Here is a 16,136-nt window from a genome sequence, read left to right as displayed (position 1 = left end):
ACGTTGCCCTGCCCGGCGCCACCGCGGCGCCGGGCAGGCTGCGGACTACCCTGCAAGCGACCGCATCGCCCTCACAGGATGTCCCACTGCATCGACACGTAGAAGCTGCGGCCGGTGACGCCGGTCATCTGCCAGCGGCTGCTGATGTCCTTGTACGCCTCTTCCTTCTTGTCGGTCAGGTTGAGCCCGCCGAGCTGGAAACTGAGCGTATCGGTGGCCTGGTAGCCGAGCACCGCGTCGAGCTGGGTGCGCGCCTTCATGGTGTGGCCTTCGCGGGCGAAGAAGCTGTCGCTGCTGTCCTGCTCGTACTCGCTGCGGTGGTTCAGCGACAGCCGCGCGGAGAACATTGCGTTCTCCCAGTAGCCGGTGGCGTTCCAGGTCTTCTCCGACAGGTTGCGGATCTTGAAATCGGTGTCGCGCTGCGGGAGCACCCGGGTGAAGTTGGCGGTCAGGCCGAAGCCCTGGATCGGCAGCCACGCGTCGAACGATTGCGTCCAACCCAGTTCGTAGCCCTTGATCTTGACCTTGCTCGGATCGTTCCGGGTGGCGGTGATCTCGTAGATGTTGCCGCTGCCGTCCACGCAATCGCCGGAACTGTTGCTGGACAGTGCCGCGCCGTTGAACGTGGTCGGGCACACGATGCTGTTGAAGGTACCGTTCTTGACCTGCTTCCAGAAGCCGGCCAGGGTCAGCCCGCCGCCCTGGCCGTAGTACCACTCCAGGCTGAGGTCGGCCTGGTCGGCGGTCAGCGCCTTCAGGTCGGTCTGGCCAAGCGACACGTCGTAGGTGGTGGTGCCGCCGGTGTTGCTGCCCGAGGAGATGGTGGTGGCGATGGCGGTGTTGCTGTCCAGGATCGGCCGCACCAGCACCTTGCCGGCGGCGAAGCGCAGCAGCAGGTCCTCGCGCATGTCCAGCACCAGGTTCAGGCTCGGCAACCAGTTGTGGTAGTCGTACGGCGCGCGTTCGGTGCCGACCACCTCGTTGGCGTCCTCGCTGTACTGCGAGGCGGTGGTCAGGTAGGTGTCGGTGGTGCGCTTGGTGTTCTCGTAACGCACGCCGACGTTGCCGCGCAGGCGCATACTGCCCAGTTCGGTGTCGATCTTGGCCAGCGCGTAGGCGGAAAAGATGTCGTTGCGGATGTGGTAGCTGGCCTGCGGCGCGAACAGCACCGGCACGGTGATGCCGGAGGCGGCCAGCGCTTGCGCGTAGGCGTACACGTCAGGCGCCACCCAGCCGCTCTGCGACGCCAGGTTGCCGTCGAGGAAGTTGCTGACGCTGGAGCTGGCCGCCGACAGTTCCGGGAACATGGCGTAGCCGGAGACCGCGCCGGAGTTGATCAGGTACAGGAAATCGCGGCGCCAGACGTTGCGGTCGAAGGTCTCGCGGCGGAACTTGGTGCCGAACTTCACCGAGTCCAGGAAGCCGGCGCCGACGTAGCGTTCGGCATCGAACTGCAGCGACCATTCCTTGTTGCTGAGCTTGGTGATCGCGCCGTTGGGGTATTCGTCGCGCACCAGGTTGGCCTGGTCCCAGGCGCTGGCGTCGTTGGCGTCGGCATCGGTGGTCAGCGAGATCGCGCCGGGATTGGACATGTCGAACAGCGTCGCCGACGGCAGGCGCCCGAGGATCACCGCGCGCTCGTCCTCGTCGGTCTTGCCTTCGGTGTAGTTGGCCACGCCGCTGAAGGTCCACGCATCGCCCTTCCACTTGGCGTCCCAGGTCACCAGCTGCGAAGTGAGATCGTGGCGCTCGAGCTGGCGGTTGTTCTCCAGCCAGTAGTTGGACGCCGACACCTTGGTCGCGGTCAGGTCCTTGGTCTCGAGCACGGTGAGGTAGTTGCGGTCGAAGGAATAGACCAACTGATTCATGTCGTTGTCGGTCTTGTCCTGCGAGTACAGCGCGGTCAGATTCATCTCCAGCCGGTCGTTCGGTTTCCACTGCAGGCCGGCGGTGAGCATCTTGCGGTCGGTCTCGCGCTCGATCGAGCGGTAGCGCGGGCGGCGCGGGATGTACAGAGTGCCGTCGTCGGTGTCCTGGGTGTACCAGCGGTCGATCCACAGATAGTCGGCACGGTCCTTGAGCTTCTGGTAGCCGGCGTTGACGAACACGCCCAGTTGGCCGCCATCGGCGAGCTGGAACTGGTCGATGTAGGTGAGCACCGCCTTCGGCGTCGGCGCGCCGCCGGCGAATTCGGAGTACTGCTCCTTGGCCGACAGGATCAGCTTGCGCTCCTTGTAGTCCAGCGGCTTGGTCGTCTCGATGTTGACCGTGCCCGACAGCCCGCCGGCATCCATGTCCGCCGACGGCGACTTGATCACCTCGATCGCCGCGGCCACTTCCGGCTGGATGATGTCGTAGCGGAAACCGTCGGTGAAATCGGCGCTCTTGATGGTCTGGCCGTTGATCGTGGTGGCCGAATACTGCGGGCCCAGGCCACGGATGCTGATGGTCGAGCCGCGGCCGTTGATGGTGGAGATCTGCACGCCGGGAATGCGCTGGATCGCCTCGGCGATGTTCTCGGCCGGGAACTTGCCGATGTCCTCGGAGGAGATGCCGTCGGTCATGCGCGCGTCTTCGCGCTTGTTGTCCAGCGCGGTGATCAGGCTCTTCTGGTAGGAGCTGGTGACGGTGACCGTGTCGAGCTGGGAGATGGAATCGGATGCGGGCGCTTGCTGCGCCTGCGCTGCGGCACTGAGCAGGCCGAACGCGATGGCGCTGGCGAGGACGGACAGGGAACAGCAGTGCGGACGGGAGCGGGCGGCATGTGGCATTGGGCTATCCTGGTTGATGGCTGATCGGCACGGCACGTCTGACATCCAGCGGCAGCGATCGGCAGGCAGCACCCTCCATGGCGCCCGACGCGACGCGCAGGGCGATGCCGTCCGTGCGGACACGGAGTCGATGGAACGTGCTGTCTGTTGCGGCGCCTCGTGGTGCGCAAGGCGCGTCCCCGTCCCTACCCCGGAGCGGGCGATTGCATGCTGCTGGACTGATCGATCCCGAATTGGCAAAGACCAATTCCAGGCGCCTCGATTCTTATGGTCTTAGAAAGATTGTGTCAACGCTGCAATGCCCACAATCGGCAAATGGCGCCTGGACTTGCCGCGCGCTCCAGAAAATACCTTTCATTATCAAAAACTTGTCGATTAGAAATATTTTGTGCGCGTCCGCTTTCACGCATCGTTGTCACGATACCTATGTCGCACCAATTCTACGAATGAGACCAATTTTGTGCACCGCGACATGACTGCGCCGCGTTCTCATTTGCGCGCCGCCGCCGCCGTCCCGGCGATCCGCATAACCCGTTGATGCAGCTGCGTTTCGACGAGCACGGATGGCGACAGCGGGACGCCGGCCGGCGTTACGCATGGCGAAACCAGCACCAGACGAATTTTTCGGGCAAGACTTGACATCGTTGTCATAGCCTCGTAAGAATCGGCACACACGGGGGTGGGGCCGCGCATACGCGGCGCAAAAGCGGGCCATGGGAGGCATGTGATCGCAATGATCCTGACGCGCGAGTCGCGTGCCGCACTCGGCACGCCGTTGCAATACCAGACGCCGTTGCACGCCCTGTTCGCCACCGGGGTCGGCATACCGCTGTCCGCCGCAGCGGCTGGCATCGCCGCGGCCAGCGCCGCCCTGCCGCATCGGCATCGTTTCAGCTCGACAGCTTGACGCAGCGCGTCGCGCACCACGGCGGCACGCTGCACCAGGCATTGCACGCACAAGCGAAACCGGCGGCCCCAGCGCCGGAAGACTCCAGCCAGCCACACCGCGCATCACCCACGCAGCAGCACAGCAGGCATCAGCACCGCAGGCAGTAAGGCAACAGGCAGAGCCGGCACGCAGCGCAACGCTCGCGCGCCGCGTCGACCCATTGAATGATGAGGAGAGACATCATGCAATACCGCCATTCCGTCTTGTCCGCAGCAATCCTCGCCACCCTGGCCTGTGCCGCGCAGGCGCAGCAGGCCGGCGGCGATGCCACCGACCTGGACGCCGTCCAGGTCGTGGGCATCCGCGCCAGCCTGGAAAAATCGCTGGACACCAAACGCAACAACGTCACCGTGTCCGAAGCGATCACCGCCGAGGATATCGGCAAGTTCCCCAGCACCAACGTCGCCGAAGCGTTCGCGCAGATTCCCGGGGTCACCATCGACCGCCGCTTCGGCCAGGGCGAGCGGGTCAGCATCGACGGTACCGATCCCAGCCTCAACCTGTCGTTCCTGGACGGCCACCCGGTGGCGCAGGCGATCTGGCTGTACGGCGAGCAGCCCAACCGCGGTTTCGACTACACCCTGCTGTCGCCGCAGATCCTGGGGCGGGCGGAGATCGTCAAATCCTCCGAGGCGCGGCTGGTCGAAGGCAGCCTCGGCGGCACCGTGCTGATGCACAGCCGGCAGCCGCTGGACCTGAAGGCCAACGAGATCGCCGGCTCGGTCGGCTACAGCTACAGCCAGCAGGCCAGCGAGGGCAAGCCGAACGCCTCGCTGCTGTACAGCTGGAAGAACCCGCAGGAGACCTTCGGCATCGCGGTGTCCGCGCAGCACTACGAGGAGCGCGTCGATCGCCAGGGCATGGAAGTGTTCGGCTACGCCAAGGCCGCGACCTTCGCCAACGCTGGCGGCGTGCCCGCCGATGCGGACGTGCCCAACTCGGTCAACGCGGCCTGGTTCCAACAGGACCGCAAGCGCGACAGCGCCGTGCTCAACCTGCAGCTCAAGCCCAGCGATGCGTTGGAGTTCAACCTCAGCGGCCTGTACATCAAGGAGAACTTCGACAACTACAACCAGTCGATGTACAGCTTCCTGACCTGGAACCAGGGCACCATCGACGCGGTGGACGCGCTCGGCAGCGTGCGCAACGGCGTGGTCGGCAGCGGCCATTCCGGCGCCAACGCCAATGCCGGCGGCGGCACGGTGATCTACGACAACAACGTGCGCCAGTCGGAAGTCGTCACCAAGGGCATCGACCTGCGCGGCGCGTTCCGTGGCGAAGGCTGGGGCGTGAGCGGCCAGGTCGGGCAGAGCAAGTCGGACAACAAGGACCTGTCGCAATACTTCATCGAACCGTTCTACAACGGCGGCTTCAGCTGGGACCTGCAACGCGGCATCCGCTTCGACGATCCGGCCGGCGCGCGCGATCCGGCCAACTGGGGCTCGGCCGGCGGCTGGTTCGGCAACAACGGCATCTTCGCCACGCACAGCAAGGACCGCTACGCCCAGCTGGATTTCAACCTGCAGTTTGACAGCGTGTTCAACCAGCTGCTGTTCGGCGTGCGCCAGGGCAAGCACGACGAAGACTTCACCTTGAACGTGTACGGCGGCGTCACGCCCGGCACCCTGGCCGACGTGGGCACGATCGGCCTGACCGACATCCAGGGCTTCTATCCCGATCAAGGCCAACACGTGCAGGCGGGGCGCGGCAACGTCATCGACTGGATCCGCAACAGCCCGGTGGACTACGCCAATCCCGACCCGGCCAGCTACCTCAACAACAGCTGGGCGCTGCAGCAGACCAACAACGCCGCCTACGTGCAGCTGAACTTCTCCAACGGCGGCCTGCGCGGCAACCTCGGCGTGCGCTACGTGGATTCCAAGACCGAGGGCAGCGGCTTCGTCTACAGCGGCACGCCGACGCTGGACGACCTGGACAGCAAGTGGCAGACCCGCACCAGAAAGGAGAACTTCCTGCTGCCGTCGTTGAACCTGGCCTACGACACCGACACCGACTGGGTGTTCCGCTTCGCCGCGGGCAAGGTGATCGCCTGGGCGCCGTACAACCAGATGGTCAACAACACCTTCTTGAACGACACCACGCTCACCGGCAGCGGCGGTAACGCGGCGCTGTCGCCGTACGAATCGTGGAACTTCAACCTGTCGGCCGAGTACTACTTCGCGCAGCAGGCGGTGGTGGCGTGGTCGCTGTTCTACAAGAAGATCGACAACTACATCGACACCTCGGCCACGATCGAACGCCAGTACAACTCGATCCGCGACACCTCGCCGCAGACCTGGGCGCAGATGCTCGGCAGCAACGGCTGCACCGCCGACGGCTATTGCGACTACAGCATCCAGCGCCCGCGCAACGCCGGCGACGGCAAGGTCAAGGGCTTCACCCTCGCCTACCAGCAACCGTTCGGCAGCAGCGGCTTCGGCCTGACCGCCAACTACACCTATGCCAACGGCGAGAACAACACCGGCGACCGCCTGCCCTACCAGTCGCGCAACAGCGTGGCCTTCAGCCCGTACTACGAGAAGGGGCCGTGGAACGCGCGCATCAGCCTGAACTGGCGCGACAGCTATCTGGCCGGCGGCTACGTCGCCGGCGCCGCGCCGGCCAGCGTCGACGACTACACCGACCTGGGCGCGAGCATCGGCTATGCGATCAGCGAACAGTGGTCGCTGCAGGTGGACGCGCAGAACCTGCTGGACGAGGACTACTTCCAGTACCTGGGCGACAAGGACCACCCGGCCGGACGCTACAAGAACGGTCGCCGCTACATGGCCACGCTGCACTTCAAGTTCTGAGCGCGATCCGGCGCTCGGCTGCAGCCGGAACCACGCTTTCTGTAGGAGCGGCTTCAGCCGCGACCGCGCGGGGCGTCCGCAATTGCTCCATGCTGACGGTCGCGGCTGAAGCCGCCCCTACAATGAATTCAGCAGGCTATCCGGCGCCGCTCCCGCAGGCGCCGCTCCCCGTCGTCGCTCCGGCGACGGCGCAACGCGCCAGTCCGCGCCACGCCGCCACTCACTTGGCGAACTGCACATGGCCCTCGACGAAATACACGCCCTTGTCGCCCTGGCTCGGCAACGCCGACAACGTGTCGGTCACCACCTGGCCGCGGATGTCGGTGAGGCGGATCTCCAGCAATTGCGCGCCCATCTGCTCGCCGACGAAATGGTTGTACGGCATCTTCGGCAGGCTGACCCAGGCGCCGTCCTTCTTGTATTCGAACTTGACCACCGGGTACAGGTGATTGCGCACCTGGATCGCGGCCCAGTACTGCGAACTGCCTTCCTTGATCCGGTACACCACGTTGCCATCGATCGGCGCGGCGACCACCTTCCAGCTGATCGGGAGATGCCCGGCACTCATGTCGCCGATCGCGGCGAAGGCATTGGGCGACAGGTCCAGGCCGCAATCGCCGCCTTCCGGATACAGGTCGGTGACGTAGACGGTGGCGGTGCCGCGCGGCCCCTGCACCTGCAGATAGGCGCCGGCCAGCGCGGCGGGGACGCCGCCGTAGTTCATCTGCGCCGGGTTCAGCGCGGTGATCATCGCATCGGCCGGGATCGGATCCAGCAGCACCGCGCCGCCGGAGTAGCCGGAACCGGTATAGGTCGCAGTGCCGTTGCAGATCCCGTCCCAGGCGGCAGCGGCAGGGGTGGCGATGGCGGCCAGGCACAGCCCGGCGAACAGGGTGGTGCTGCACAAGGCGCGGGCGCGACGTGTCGGCATGGGGATTCTCCTCGGCGAAGGCGGCGCCGGCCGCTGGCGTGCGGCCGCCGGCCATGCGCAAGGTGCGCGGTGCGCCGCGCGGCGGCCCGGGCACTGCGCAGGCCGACGCACTCTATGCCAGGCGCTGCGCGCGCACCGGCACCGCCACCGGGGAAACCACATCTTGGCCGATGGCGTAGACCGCGGCGCCGGGCCGGCGGCACGGCGCGCGCGAAGCGAAACCGGGCATCAGCCGCGGCGGCGCCGCCCCGCCCCGGTCTCCAACCGCCACAGCAGATCGCGCAGCGGGGTCAGCGCGGTGGCCATGCCCGCCGCCACGCCCAGCGCATCGGCCAGCGCGTCGAACGGATCGGCCGAACGCGTGGTGGTCCACGCGCCCTGCGCGAACTCGATGCCGATGCCGAGCAACAGCAGGCCCAGCGCCGCCCAACGCCAGGCGCGCGGCCCGGCGTAGACCTGCACCGCGCCTGCCGCGAGCAGCAGGTAGGCGGTGAAATGCTCGGCCTTGTCGGTGTCCGGCAGGTCGGACAGCTGCGGCGGGTGCGGCATCATGCATACATAGATCAGCACCAGCACGCCCAGCCACCACAGCCCCAGCCACAGCCAGGGCCGGCGGAATGCGCGGACCGCCGCCATCACAGCCGCCAGGTCAGGTCGCCGACCAGGAACGCCGGCGCCAGCGACACATCGCGTTCGAAGCCCATCACCTGGAAGCGCTCGCCCATCTCGCTGGGCAGGGTCAAGCGCTTCACCTGCTCGCGCAGGCGCAGGCGGCCGCGTTCGTCGCTGCGCGCCTCGGCCTCGGCCAGCAGCGCATCCAGGCCGTTGCCGAGCAGAAAGCTGGCCTGGGTGCAGTAGCCGCCCAGTTCGAAACCGGCGCCGGTGCCGGCCTCGGCCAGCGCGGTGAAGTCCACCGACGCGGTCAGGTCCTGCAGACCCGGCCACAGATAGGGATCAGCATGGGTGCGGTGCCGGTAGAACGCGCGCAGGGTGCCGTCGTCGCGCTGCGGCAGGTAGAACTCGCCGCGCGGATAGCCGTAGTCGACGAACAGCATCGCGCCGCTGCGCAGGCCGCCGGCCACCGCCTGGATCCAGTACGGCAGCTGCGGCAGCAGTTCGGAGCGGTAGCCATCGGCGAACGGCGTTTGCAGATAGCGTTCGACATGCCGCACCGCCGCCGCCAGCAGCGGATCGGCCGGCTGCTCGCCGCGGCGGAAGCGGCCTTCGCCGTCCAGGGTCACGGTTTCCTCGAACACCTCGCCGTCGCGCAGGGTGAAGCGCGGCGTCGGCAGCGCGTCGATCACCTCGTTGGCGAACAGCACGCCGTTCCAGTCGTCCTCGAACGGCCGGTCCAGCCACTCCACCAGGTCGAACACCGGCGGGATCAGCGCGCGCTGCAGACGCGCGCGCTGGCGTTCGCGCAGGTCGGCGCTGGGCTCGAGGATGGCGTAGCGCTCGGGCAACGCGTCCAGCGCCAGCAGGCGCTTGAGCATCACCTCGGCGAACGCGCCGCTGCCGCCGCCCACTTCCAGCATCCGCGCCTGCGGCCCGAGCTGCTGCAGCACCGGGGCCAGCGCGTTGGAGACGGTGGCGGCGAACAACGGCCCCAGCTCCGGCGCGGTGACGAAGTCGCCGTCCTCGCCGAACTTGCTGCTGCCGGCGCTGTAGTAGCCGAGGCCCGGCGCGTACAGCGCCAGCTCCATGAAGCGCGAGAACGGAATCGCGCCGCCGCCGGCGGCGATCTCGGCGCGCAGATGCGCGGCCAATCGATCGCTGTGGGCGAGCGCGTCGGCGTCGGGGGTGGGAAAGTCGATAGGCATGCGGCGCTGGATTGCGTGGACAATGCACAGCATAGCCGAGCGTGGAATGCACACATGACCGAGACCAAAGTCGCCCTGATCACCGGCAGCGCACGGCGCATCGGCGCCGGCATCGCGCGGCGCCTGCACGCGGCCGGCTATCGCCTGGCGCTGCACGCGCATACCTCGCAGGCCGAGCTGCAGGCGCTGGCGCAGGAACTGGAAGCCGCGCGCGCCGGCAGCACCCTGACCCTGCACGCCGACCTGCGCGACACCGCCCAGCTGCCGGCGCTGGTGGCGCAGTGCGTGCAGCGTTTCGGCCGGCTCGATGCGCTGGTCAACAACGCCTCCAACTTCTATCCCACGCCGCTGGTCGAGGCCACGCCGGCGCAATGGGACGACCTGTTCGCGGTCAATGCGCGCGCGCCGCTGTTCCTGGCCCAGGCCGCCGCCGCGCAACTGCGCGAGCACCGCGGCGCGATCGTCAACATCACCGACCTGCACGCCGAGCAGCCGCTGCGCGCGCACCCGCTGTACAGCGCGGCGAAGGCCGCGCTGGCGATGCTGACCCGCTCGCTGGCGCTGGAGCTGGCGCCGCAGGTGCGGGTCAACGCGATCGCCCCCGGCGCGATCCTGTGGCCGGAGACCGGCAAGGACAGCGCTGCGCAGCAGGCGCTGCTGGCGCGCACGCCGCTGGCGCGGATCGGCCAGGTCGAGGAGATCGCCGAGGCGGTGCGCTGGCTGCTCGACGACGCCGGCTTCGTCACCGGGCAGACGTTGCGGGTGGATGGGGGGCGGGGGCTTTCCTGACGGCTGGGACTTGGGAATGGGGAATGGGGAACAGGCGAGCGCGACCAGGCCAGTCGTTGCCCAGAGCCACTCATTACCGCGCCATGACAGCCCGAGGCCCCGACCCGGCGTCCGGCTCTACCGATTCTCCATTCCCGATTCCCCACTCCCGGCTTCATCGAGCTCCACCACCTCGAACGCCTCCCGGAACTGCGCATGCGCCTGCCACAGCGCGCCCAGGCGGCGGCCGCTGAGCGGGTCGACGAAGTCGGCGGCGATGTCGGCCAGCGGCTTGAGCACGAAGGCGTGGCGCAGTTCCGGACGCGGGATGCGCAAGTGGCCGGGGCCCTCGACGATGCGGTCGCCGTAGAACACCACGTCGATATCCAGGGTGCGGTCGCTGAAACGCGGGCCGCTGCGGTCGCGGCCATGCGCGTCTTCCAGCGCATGCAGCCAGGCATCCAGCGTTTCCAGCTCCCACTCGGTCTGCAACGACACGGCATTGTTCAGGAACGGCGGGCCGTCGAATCCGACCGCCGGGGTGCGGTAGGTCGGGGACACCGCGATCGGGCCGAAACGCTGCCGCAGCGCACCTATCGCGGCGGGCAGATGCTGGTGCGGGCGCAGATTGCTGCCCAGGCTGAGGAGCACGGTGGTCATGGGATATTCGCGCATGCCGCGGCCGCGACCGTCAACGGGTAGCCAAGCCCGTCCCCCCCGCATAGAATCGAAACGCATTGAACTCCGGCAGCGACATGACTTATTGCGTAGGCATCGAAGTGGACGAAGGCCTGGTCTTCGCCGCAGACACGCGCACCAACGCCTCGCTGGACGACGTCCGCGTGCATCGCAAGCTGCATGTGTTCGAGTATCCGGGGCAGGCGGTGTTCGTGCTGATGTCGGCCGGCAACCTGGCCACCACCCAGCTGGCGATCTCCAAGCTGCAACGCGATGCGGACGATCCGGACGCGCCGCGCAGCCTGCGCTCGTTCAAGCACCTGTTCGAGGTCGCCGAGTACGTCGGCGAGGTCCTGGTCTCCAGCCAGGTCAAGCTCTCCGACCAGTCCCAGCACAGCGGCGTCAGCGTGCAGTCCACCCTGATCCTGGGCGGGCAGATCGCCGGCGAGCGGCCCGGGCTGTACATGATCTATCCGCTGGGCAACGCCATCGCCACCTCGCCGGAGACGCCGTACCTGCAGATCGGCGAGTCCAAGTACGGCAAGCCGATCCTGGACCGCATCATCCGCCCGGAAATGCAGTTGGAGGACGCCGCGCGCACCGCGCTGGTCTCGCTGGACTCCACCATCCGCTCCAACCTGTCGGTCGGCATGCCGATCGACCTGGCGGTGATCCGCCGCAACGACCTGCGCGTCACCGAGCGCCTGCGCCTGGAAGCGGACACGCCGCTGTATTCGGAAATCCACGACACCTGGTCGCGCAAGCTGGAAAACGCGGTGCGCACCCTGCCGCGCTTCCCCTGGGAGCCGGCGCTGACCACCGAAAGCGACACCGACACCCGCGGCGCCCTGCCGCCACTGCCGCCGCGCCGCGTCCCGGCCAGGCGCGACCCGGAAGATCAGTCGTCCCAGCAGTGAAGCTGGGAGTGGGGAATAGGGAGTGGGGAATCGTAACGGCAACAGCGCCTGACCGATGACCTCCGCGGCAGCGGTGTCTTTGGCGTACGCGTTGGGGTGCGGGGATTCGCTTTTCCGATTCCCCATTCCCCATTCTCGATTCCCAGCCTCTAGCCACTCTCCAACGCATGCGCCACCGCGCGGAACACGCGCTGCATCTCCAGCGGCTTGCGCAGGACGTGCACGGCGATGTCGCGCGGGAAGTGATCGCGCTGCAGGGCCGTACCGGCATCTTCCAGCACGATCGCCGGGCCGTGGTAGTCCAGGTCCTGCAGCGCCAGCAGCAGGCTCACCGCCGACAGCAGGATGATGTCGCTGTCCACGATCACCAGATCCGGCATGCCGTGTTCGCGCACCTCGCGCAGCGCCGCGGCGCCGTCGGAGGCCAGCTGCGGCTGGTAGCCCTGGCTGGACAAGGCGTTGCCGAGCAGCGACAGGCGCGTGGCCTCGCCGTCCACCAGCAATACGCGCTGGCCCCTGCCCATCGGCATCGCCGGCTCCGGCTCGGCCGAGGGCGCATGGCCGCGCAGCGGGATCAGCAGTTCGAAGCAGGTGCCCACGCCCGGCGTGCTGTCCACGCCGATGCTGCCACCGTAGCTTTCGACGATGCGCTTGCACGAGATCAGGCCCAGGCCGGTGCCGTCGGCCTTGGTGGTGAAGAACGGACTGAACAGCTGCGCCTGGGTGTCCGCATCCATGCCCACGCCGGTGTCGCGGACCAGGATCCGCACCTGCTCGCTGCCGTCGGCGCCGATCGCCGGCGCCGCCGAAATGGACAGCGTGCCGCCATCGGGCATCGCCTGGATCGCGTTCAGGCCGAGGTTGAGCAGGCACTGCTGCAATTCGGTGTAGTTGGCCTCGATCGACAGCTCGGCGTCGGCCACGTCCACCTGCAGGCCGACCCGCTCGGGCAGGCTGCTCTTGAGCAGCATCTGCACCGCCTGGAACAGGCCGGCGATGGACACCCGCTCGCTGGGCGTGCGCGAGCCGCGCACGAACGACAGCATCGATTCGGCCATCTCGTGGCCGCGCCGGCCGCACTCGGCGATGACTTCGGCCAGATGCCGCAGCTGCGGGTCGTCGCTGCGCCCGATCATCAGCTCCGGCACGATCAACAGCGGCTGCAGGATGTTGCGCAGGTCGTGGCTCAGGCCGGCGGCGAGCATCGCCAGGCTCTCCAGCCGCTGCGCGCGCATGAGTTCGCCCTCGACCCGCTGCCGCTCGCGCTCGGTACGCGCTTCGCGGATCGCGCGCGCCACCGCCGACGGCAACCGGGTCGGGTTGTGCTTGATGATGTAGTCGTTGGCGCCATCGCGCAGCGCCTCCACCGCGGTCTCCTCGCCGATCGTGCCGGAGACGAAGATGAAGGGCACCGACGTGCTGTGCTCGCGCAGCACGCGCAACGCCTGGTGTCCCGAGAAGCCCGGCATGCTCAGGTCCGACAGCACGATGTCCGGGGCGAACTCGCGCAGCGCGACACGCAGCGCGGACTCGCCTTCCACCCGCCGGAAGGTCGCCTCCAGGCCGGCGTCCAGCAACTGGTCGGACAGCAGCTCGGCGTCTTCCGGAGAATCCTCGACCATGAGGATCCGGATCGGTCCGAGCTTGGTGCCGGTCGTAGGCATAGGCGCTTACTCTTTGTCCGGCGCCTGGTTGATCACCGCCCAGAACGTGCCCAGGGTCTTCACCGCAGTGAAGAACTGGTCCACGTCCACCGGCTTGACCACGTAGGCGTTGACGCCCAGATCCCAGCTGCGCGCCAGGTCGCTTTCCTCGCGCGAGGACGACAGGATCACCACCGGCAGGCGCTTGAGCGACTCGTCGGTGCGCACCAGCTTCAGCACTTCCAGCCCGTCCATGCGCGGCATCTTGATGTCCAGCAGCAGCACCGCCGGCAGGCCTTCCTCGCGGTCGGCGTAGGCGCCGCGGCGCAGCAGGTAATCCATCGCCTCCACGCCGTCCTCGACGTGCACGATGGGATTGGCCAGGCGCGCATCGCGCAGCGCATCGACCGCCATTTCGGCATCGGCGGGACTGTCTTCGGCGAGCAGGATGGTGCGGATGGCGGTCATACGGTCAACTCGTTGGTAGGCGCTTCGAGCGCGGGAGGTAAGACGAAATGGAAGGACGCGCCCTGGTCCGGCGCGGCATCGGCCCAGATATGGCCGCCGTGGCGGGTCAGCACGCGGCGCACGCTGGCCAGGCCGATGCCGGTCCCGGTGTACTCGCTGGCCTTGTGCAGGCGCTGGAACACACCGAACAGCTTAGCCGCATAGGCCATGTCGAAACCGGCGCCATTGTCGCGCACGGTGAAGTGGTGGCTGCCGTCGGCTTGCAGCTGATAGCCGACCTCGATCACCGCGACCTCGCGCTTGGCGCTGTACTTGACCGCATTGCCGAGCAGGTTCAGCCACAGCTGACGCATCATGTTCTCGTCGGCGACCAGGATCGGCAGCGGCGCGACGTTCCACTCGATGCGGTGGCCGCTGCCGGCGTGGTCGGACTGCGCGTTGGCATCGAGCACCGAGCGCGTCTCCGCCACCAGCGACTGCATGTCCACCGCCTGCAGGCGCAGCGCGCTGCGGCCCAGGCGCGAGTAGACCAGCAGGTCGTCGATCAGCGACGCCATGCGCCGCGCCGAGGTGCCGATCACTTCCAGATAATGGCGGCTCTTCTCGTCGGCGTCGTCGCCGAGGTGGCGGGCCAGCTTGTCGGCGAAGCCGGCGACATGGCGCAGCGGCGCGCGCAGGTCGTGCGAGACCGAATAGCTGAAGGCCTCCAGTTCGCGATTGACCTCCGAGACCTGCTCCACCTTGCCCTCGAGCTGCCGGTTGAGCATCTGGATGCGCTGCTGCGAGGCCTTCTGCAGGCTGATGTCGCTGACCGTCATCAGCACCACTTCGTCCTCGCTGTCCGGCAGCGGCATGCGCCGCGCGTTCAGCAGCATGGTGCGGCCGACGCCGTCGGCGCCGAGCTGTTCGTGCTCGAAGTCCCACAGCTCGCGCCCGCGCAGCAGCACGTCGGCCAGGCGCTGGCGCACGAGGGGATCCTGCCAGACGCCGTCGCCGACATCGGCCAGCATCTTGGTCGGACGCTCCGGGTCCAGCCCGTACAGCTCGCCGAAGGCGGCGTTGTGCATCAGCATGCGTTGCTCGCTGTCGAGCAGCACGATCGGCTCGCGCACCGTCTGCAGCACCGCGGCGGCGCGGGCATTGGCGCGCAGCATGTGCCGCTCCGCGTCCAGGCGCCGGCCGATCTGCCGTTGCAGCAGCCAGATCACCAGGCCCAGCAGCAGCAACTGCACCGCCAGCGACACCCAGCTGATCGCCGAGGCCAGCATCCGCCGCTGGTCGGCGTCGGCGGTGCGCTCGGCCAGCAGCGCATCCTCGCGCTTCTGCAGTTCGGCGACCAGGCCGCGGATCGGGTTGTCCGCGGTCATCTCCTGGATCAAGCCACGGATCCGGTCCGGGTCGCGGTTCTGGGCAATGCGCGCCGCCAGCAGGCTGCGGCGGTCCAGGGTGCTCTGCAGGCGGCCGATACGCACCTGCTGGTCGGGGTTGTCGCGGGTCAGCTCGACCAGGCGCGCGATGGTCGGGGGGATCGCCGCGCGCGACTCGCCGAACCGTGCGCGCAGGATCGGCGAGTCGACATCGTGCGACATCGCCATCGCCGCCGACTCCATGTCGCGCATGTCCGCTTCCAACCTGCTGAGCCCCGCCGTGACCTCCTGGCTGTGGCTGACCCAATCGGCCGCACGCAAGGTGCTTTCGCTCATCTGCCGCAACAGCAACGAGGGCAGGATCACGATCAGGACCACCGCCAGCACCAGCAGCGGCAAACGCCAGCGGTCCCAGGCGTCATGTTTGGCGGTGATCTGCATACCTGTTCTTGGAAGATTGAAGACGGCAGCGAAAGCGGGGCGGCATTGTCGCCGATCCGCGCGAGCGCACGATGAATTATTCAGGCTTCGCGCAAGCTCCCCGTCGCGACACCTGAATGCGACTCTATCTTAACGATTGGGTGCAAAGAAATGGGCGGCTATGCGCCGCCCATGGGTCGAGACCGTTGGCCCGCATCCGGATCAGCGTGCTGCCGCCCGGAGCGCGCGGGCGGCGGCGTCGTGCGTCGCGCCGATCAGCGTCCACGACGACATCCCTGCCCGGACCAGCAGGAAATCGGCATGGCTGCGCAGGCGCGCGCGCTCGCCCGTGGTCAGGTCCTTGTCCAGGTCCTGCATCAGTCTGGCGAAGGCGCGCCAGAACCCGGCATCGTCGTGGAAGGTGACCAGCAACATGCCCAGCTTCGATTCGAGCTGGCGCATCGCCAGGAGCAAGGAAGACGGTCGCGGCGGCGCGCCTGTCGAAGAGAGCGCCGTATCCACCGCGTCGAGCGACGCGGGGTGCGTGGCCGCGTGGCTGGACGCGGCTGGAGAGTAAGCATCCAACATGGC

The 16,136-nt window shown here is 67.7% G+C and carries 12 protein-coding genes and 1 pseudogene; 4 read left to right on the top strand and 9 right to left on the bottom strand.

All coding sequences use genetic code 11. The features are described 5' to 3' along the window. Positions 1 to 71: 71 nt before the first annotated feature. The gene (locus tag AB8810_RS04415; RefSeq protein ID WP_179567299.1) at positions 72 to 2,771 is read right to left on the bottom strand and encodes a TonB-dependent receptor; all 2,700 of its coding nucleotides are present in this window, start codon (positions 2,769 to 2,771) and stop codon (positions 72 to 74) included. Positions 2,772 to 3,504: 733 nt separating this feature from the next. On the opposite strand from AB8810_RS04415, the gene AB8810_RS04410 reads away from it, so the two are divergent. Further along, positions 3,505 to 3,678, top strand: a complete 174-nt coding sequence (locus AB8810_RS04410) for a hypothetical protein (protein ID WP_369915671.1) — start codon at positions 3,505 to 3,507, stop codon at positions 3,676 to 3,678. 224 nt (positions 3,679 to 3,902) lie between these two features. Then, entirely contained in the window at positions 3,903 to 6,533 is a 2,631-nt protein-coding gene (locus tag AB8810_RS04405) for a TonB-dependent receptor (RefSeq protein WP_369915670.1), read from the top strand. A 220-nt stretch (positions 6,534 to 6,753) separates the two neighbouring features. On the opposite strand, the pseudogene AB8810_RS04400 reads toward AB8810_RS04405, so the two are convergent. The 3 genes and pseudogenes from AB8810_RS04400 to AB8810_RS04390 form a co-directional block, all read right to left on the bottom strand. Continuing rightward, a pseudogene (locus AB8810_RS04400) lies at positions 6,754 to 7,356 on the bottom strand (expansin EXLX1 family cellulose-binding protein); the annotation flags it as partial. Between the two features lie 336 nt (positions 7,357 to 7,692). Next, positions 7,693 to 8,100 carry a VanZ family protein gene (locus tag AB8810_RS04395; protein ID WP_369915669.1) on the bottom strand — a complete coding sequence of 136 codons (408 nt, stop codon included), beginning with the start codon at positions 8,098 to 8,100 and terminating at the stop codon, positions 7,693 to 7,695. Further along, positions 8,100 to 9,284, bottom strand: a complete 1,185-nt coding sequence (locus AB8810_RS04390; protein WP_225209873.1) for a class I SAM-dependent methyltransferase — start codon at positions 9,282 to 9,284, stop codon at positions 8,100 to 8,102. Before AB8810_RS04390 ends, AB8810_RS04395 begins: the two co-directional genes overlap by 1 nt. 54 nt (positions 9,285 to 9,338) lie before the next feature. Here AB8810_RS04390 and AB8810_RS04385 point away from each other — a divergent pair, with 54 nt between their 5' ends. Continuing rightward, entirely contained in the window at positions 9,339 to 10,073 is a 735-nt protein-coding gene (locus AB8810_RS04385) for a pteridine reductase (protein ID WP_369915668.1), read from the top strand. Positions 10,074 to 10,190: 117 nt separating this feature from the next. Here the strand turns inward: AB8810_RS04385 and folK are convergent, their stop codons facing one another. Beyond that, positions 10,191 to 10,712: a 2-amino-4-hydroxy-6-hydroxymethyldihydropteridine diphosphokinase gene (gene folK / locus AB8810_RS04380; RefSeq protein WP_206229686.1), complete on the bottom strand. Its 522-nt coding sequence runs from the start codon at positions 10,710 to 10,712 to the stop codon at positions 10,191 to 10,193. 95 nt (positions 10,713 to 10,807) lie between these two features. Between folK and AB8810_RS04375 the strand changes: the two genes are divergently transcribed. Next, positions 10,808 to 11,647, top strand: a complete 840-nt coding sequence (locus AB8810_RS04375; RefSeq protein ID WP_179567313.1) for a 20S proteasome subunit A/B — start codon at positions 10,808 to 10,810, stop codon at positions 11,645 to 11,647. 149 nt (positions 11,648 to 11,796) lie between these two features. Here the strand turns inward: AB8810_RS04375 and AB8810_RS04370 are convergent, their stop codons facing one another. The 4 genes from AB8810_RS04370 to AB8810_RS04355 all read right to left on the bottom strand — a co-directional run bounded on the left by AB8810_RS04370 (position 11,797) and on the right by AB8810_RS04355 (position 16,133). Beyond that, complete coding sequence (locus tag AB8810_RS04370) at positions 11,797 to 13,311, bottom strand: hybrid sensor histidine kinase/response regulator (RefSeq protein ID WP_206229685.1); 1,515 nt, start codon at positions 13,309 to 13,311, stop codon at positions 11,797 to 11,799. A 6-nt stretch (positions 13,312 to 13,317) separates the two neighbouring features. Next, entirely contained in the window at positions 13,318 to 13,758 is a 441-nt protein-coding gene (locus AB8810_RS04365; RefSeq protein WP_179567317.1) for a response regulator, read from the bottom strand. Next, a complete protein-coding gene (locus AB8810_RS04360) occupies positions 13,755 to 15,566 on the bottom strand; it encodes an ATP-binding protein (protein ID WP_206257360.1) in 1,812 nt (603 codons plus the stop codon). The genes AB8810_RS04365 and AB8810_RS04360 overlap by 4 nt, the downstream gene beginning before the upstream one ends. A 201-nt stretch (positions 15,567 to 15,767) precedes the next feature. Beyond that, complete coding sequence (locus AB8810_RS04355) at positions 15,768 to 16,133, bottom strand: hypothetical protein (RefSeq protein WP_369915667.1); 366 nt, start codon at positions 16,131 to 16,133, stop codon at positions 15,768 to 15,770. Positions 16,134 to 16,136: the final 3 nt, after the last annotated feature.

Source organism: Xanthomonas sp. NCPPB 3005, from assembly GCF_041228095.2.
GTDB lineage: Bacteria > Pseudomonadota > Gammaproteobacteria > Xanthomonadales > Xanthomonadaceae > Xanthomonas_A > Xanthomonas_A bonasiae.
The sequence above is the reverse complement of the archived record's forward strand: the minus strand, read 5'-3'. Positions and strand labels throughout refer to the sequence as shown.

Bases quoted from the DNA above. Each gene is read 5' to 3' on its own strand.
- AB8810_RS04395 (WP_369915669.1), bottom strand. From the start codon at position 8,100: ATGGCGGCGGTCCGCGCATTCCGCCGGCCCTGGCTGTGGCTGGGGCTG.
- AB8810_RS04370 (WP_206229685.1), bottom strand. From the start codon at position 13,311: ATGCCTACGACCGGCACCAAGCTCGGACCGATCCGGATCCTCATGGTC.
- folK (WP_206229686.1), bottom strand. From the start codon at position 10,712: ATGACCACCGTGCTCCTCAGCCTGGGCAGCAATCTGCGCCCGCACCAG.
- AB8810_RS04365 (WP_179567317.1), bottom strand. From the start codon at position 13,758: ATGACCGCCATCCGCACCATCCTGCTCGCCGAAGACAGTCCCGCCGAT.
- AB8810_RS04405 (WP_369915670.1), top strand. From the start codon at position 3,903: ATGCAATACCGCCATTCCGTCTTGTCCGCAGCAATCCTCGCCACCCTG.
- AB8810_RS04360 (WP_206257360.1), bottom strand. From the start codon at position 15,566: ATGCAGATCACCGCCAAACATGACGCCTGGGACCGCTGGCGTTTGCCG.
- AB8810_RS04355 (WP_369915667.1), bottom strand. From the start codon at position 16,133: ATGTTGGATGCTTACTCTCCAGCCGCGTCCAGCCACGCGGCCACGCAC.
- AB8810_RS04415 (WP_179567299.1), bottom strand. From the start codon at position 2,771: ATGCCACATGCCGCCCGCTCCCGTCCGCACTGCTGTTCCCTGTCCGTC.
- AB8810_RS04375 (WP_179567313.1), top strand. From the start codon at position 10,808: ATGACTTATTGCGTAGGCATCGAAGTGGACGAAGGCCTGGTCTTCGCC.
- AB8810_RS04385 (WP_369915668.1), top strand. From the start codon at position 9,339: ATGACCGAGACCAAAGTCGCCCTGATCACCGGCAGCGCACGGCGCATC.
- AB8810_RS04410 (WP_369915671.1), top strand. From the start codon at position 3,505: ATGATCCTGACGCGCGAGTCGCGTGCCGCACTCGGCACGCCGTTGCAA.
- AB8810_RS04390 (WP_225209873.1), bottom strand. From the start codon at position 9,284: ATGCCTATCGACTTTCCCACCCCCGACGCCGACGCGCTCGCCCACAGC.